At 68.7% G+C, this 2,783-nt stretch carries 3 protein-coding genes; all 3 read left to right on the top strand.

The annotated features are described in order from the left end of the window. Positions 1-92: 92 nt before the first annotated feature. The 3 genes from metX to SAZ01S_RS23085 are packed head-to-tail and all read left to right on the top strand — an operon-like array spanning position 93 to position 2,667. Entirely contained in the window at positions 93-1,217 is a 1,125-nt protein-coding gene (gene metX / locus SAZ01S_RS23075; RefSeq protein WP_084584671.1) for a homoserine O-acetyltransferase MetX, read from the top strand. After that, positions 1,214-1,807: a methionine biosynthesis protein MetW gene (gene metW / locus SAZ01S_RS23080; protein WP_084584672.1), complete on the top strand. Its 594-nt coding sequence runs from the start codon at positions 1,214-1,216 to the stop codon at positions 1,805-1,807. Before metX ends, metW begins: the two co-directional genes overlap by 4 nt. Then, positions 1,804-2,667 (top strand): pirin family protein, encoded by an 864-nt coding sequence (locus SAZ01S_RS23085; protein WP_084584673.1) that lies wholly within the window; start codon positions 1,804-1,806, stop codon positions 2,665-2,667. The genes metW and SAZ01S_RS23085 overlap by 4 nt, the downstream gene beginning before the upstream one ends. Positions 2,668-2,783: the final 116 nt, after the last annotated feature.

Consider the following 2,783-nt stretch of genomic DNA (forward strand, 5'->3'; position numbering starts at 1 on the left):
CCACCATCGGCTGGCGCCGATGGTCCCCCTCCCCGTGCCGGGGAGGAATGGGGTGCTTGAACGCGCGCCCTTCGCGGCCTAACCGCCTGCGGATGTCCGATGATCCGCGTTTCGGCCTTCGCCGCTCGGTAACGCTGCCGGGGCCGCTGCGCCTCGACGGCGGCGTGCTGTTCTCGCCCGTCGACATCGCCTACGAAACCTATGGCACGTTGAACGGCGATGCGAGCAACGCCATCCTCGTCTGCCACGCGCTGACCGGCGACCAGCACCTCGCTTCCGAACATCCCGTCACCGGCAAGCCCGGCTGGTGGGCACGCATGGTCGGCCCCGGCAAGCCGATCGATACGAACCGCTGGTTCGTGATCTGCTCGAACGTGCTGGGCAGCTGCCTCGGCTCCTCCGGACCCGCGACGATCAACCCCGCGACCGGCCAGCCCTGGGGCATGCAGTTCCCGGTCATCACCATCCGCGACATGGTGCGCGCGCAGGCGATGCTGCTCGACCATCTCGGCATCGACCGCCTCTTCGCCGTCGTCGGCGGATCGATGGGCGGCATGCAGGCGCTGAGCTGGGCGGCGACCTTTCCCGAGCGCGTCCGTGCCGCGGTGGTGATCGCGTCGGCGGCGCGGCATTCGGCGCAGAACATCGCCTTTCACGAAGTCGGCCGCCAGGCGATCATGGCCGATCCGAAGTGGCGCAGCGGCGCCTATTACGAGGCGCAGGACCCGCCTGCCGCGGGCCTTGCGGTCGCGCGGATGGCGGCGCACATCACCTATCTGTCCGAGGCGGGCCTGACGGCCAAGTTCGGCCGCAAGCTCCAGGGCCGCGAGGCCAAGACCTTCGGCTTCGACGCCGATTTCCAGGTGGAAAGCTATCTGCGCCACCAGGGGCTGGCGTTCGTCGACCGGTTCGACGCCAATTCCTATCTCTATATCACCCGGGCGTTGGATTATTTCGACCTCGCCGAGGAGCATGGCGGGCTGCTCGCCAACGCCTTCCGTGCGTCTAAGGCAAGGTTCTGCGTGGTGAGCTTCGATACCGACTGGCTGTATCCGACCGCGGAGTCGCGCAGCATCGCCCATGCGCTCAACGCCGCGGGTGCGCCGGCCAGCTTCGTCGAGCTGAGCTCGCCCTTCGGCCATGACGCCTTCCTGCTGGAGAGCCCCGAGCTCGACCGCGTGATCGGCGGCTTCCTCGCCGCGGGAGAACGGCCATGACCCTCCGCCCCGACCTTGCGATCATCGCATCCCATGTGAACCGCGGCGCCCGCATCCTCGACGTTGGCTGCGGCGACGGCGCGCTGATGGCGGCGCTGCGCGACCAGCATGGCTGCGACGCGCGCGGGCTGGAACTCGATCCCGTCAACGTCGCGGCGGCGGTCGGCCAGGGCCTGTCGGTGATCCAGGGCGACGCCGATACCGACCTTGCCGACTATCCCGACGACAGCTTCGACTACGCCATCCTCAGCCAGACGCTGCAGACCACCAGGCGGCCCGACTGGGTACTCGAGCAGTTGCTGCGGATCGGCCGCCACGCCTTTGTCTCCTTCCCCAATTTCGCGCATTGGCGGGTGCGCGCCTCGCTGCTGTTCGGCGGCCGCATGCCGGTCACCCGGCTGCTGCCGATCGCCTGGTATGCGACGCCCAACATCCACCATGTCACCGTCGACGATTTCCGCGCGCTGGTGAAGGAACGCGGCATCGCCATCGAGGGCGCCTGGTTCCTCTCCGGCGACCAGCAGACCGGATCGGGCATGGCCAACCTATTGGCGGAACACGCCGTCTTCCTGTTGAGGCACGATCGATGACCGACGTCACCCTGCTCGCCACCCACGCCGCCTACCGCGACGATATCGGCGACCTCGTCACCCGGCGGCCGGTACCGGGGCCCAAGCTCGACCAGATCGGCGCCTTCCTGTTCCTCAACCATCACGGCCCGCAGACCTACCCGCAAAACAATCGCGGCCTGCCCTTCGGCCCGCACCCGCATCGCGGCTTCGAGACGGTGACCTTCATCCTCGAAGGCGCGCTCGCCCACACCGATTCGGCGGGGCATGAGAGCATCATCCGCGCCGGCGGCGTGCAGTGGATGACCGCCGGGCGCGGGATCGTCCATGCCGAAGTCTCGCCCGCCGAGTTCAAGCGCGACGGCGGGCCGATGGAGATCCTCCAGCTGTGGGTGAACCTGCCGAGCCGGCTCAAGATGACCGCGCCGCGCTATGTCGGGCTGCAGGCCGAGGCCTTTCCGGGCGTGGCGGCCGGCGACGGCGCGACGGTGCACCTCGTCTCGGGCGAACTCGATGGCCGCACCGGCCCGATCGAGTCGCTCACCGGCGTGTTCCTGTGCTGGGCGGAACTGGCGGCGGGCGCGACGCTGACCTTTGACGGTCTCGCGGGCCGCGACCTGTTCCTCTACGCGGTACGCGGGAGCGTGAAGCTGGGCGACCGCGCGCTGCCCAACTGGCACCTCGCCAGCCTCTCGGCGGGCGACACGCTGACGCTCACCGCCGACGAACCCGCGCTGATCCTGTTCGGCCATGCCGCGCCGATCCCCGAGCCGGTGGTGGCGCACGGCCCGTTCGTGATGAACACGGTACAGGAAATCCACCAGGCCTATGCCGATTACCAGCGTGGCACGTTCGGCGTGGCGGAGATCGTGGCGGGGTGATGGGTGTATCCTCTCCCTTGAGGGAGAGGATAGCGAAGCTTGGCGCTTCAGCGCCTAGCGCAGCTTGGAGAGGGTGAGCGGCTGCATCGCAGCCGCGCGAGGCAGCACCTCGTTAT

Source organism: Sphingomonas azotifigens NBRC 15497, from assembly GCF_002091475.1.
GTDB classification, from domain to species: domain Bacteria; phylum Pseudomonadota; class Alphaproteobacteria; order Sphingomonadales; family Sphingomonadaceae; genus Sphingomonas; species Sphingomonas azotifigens.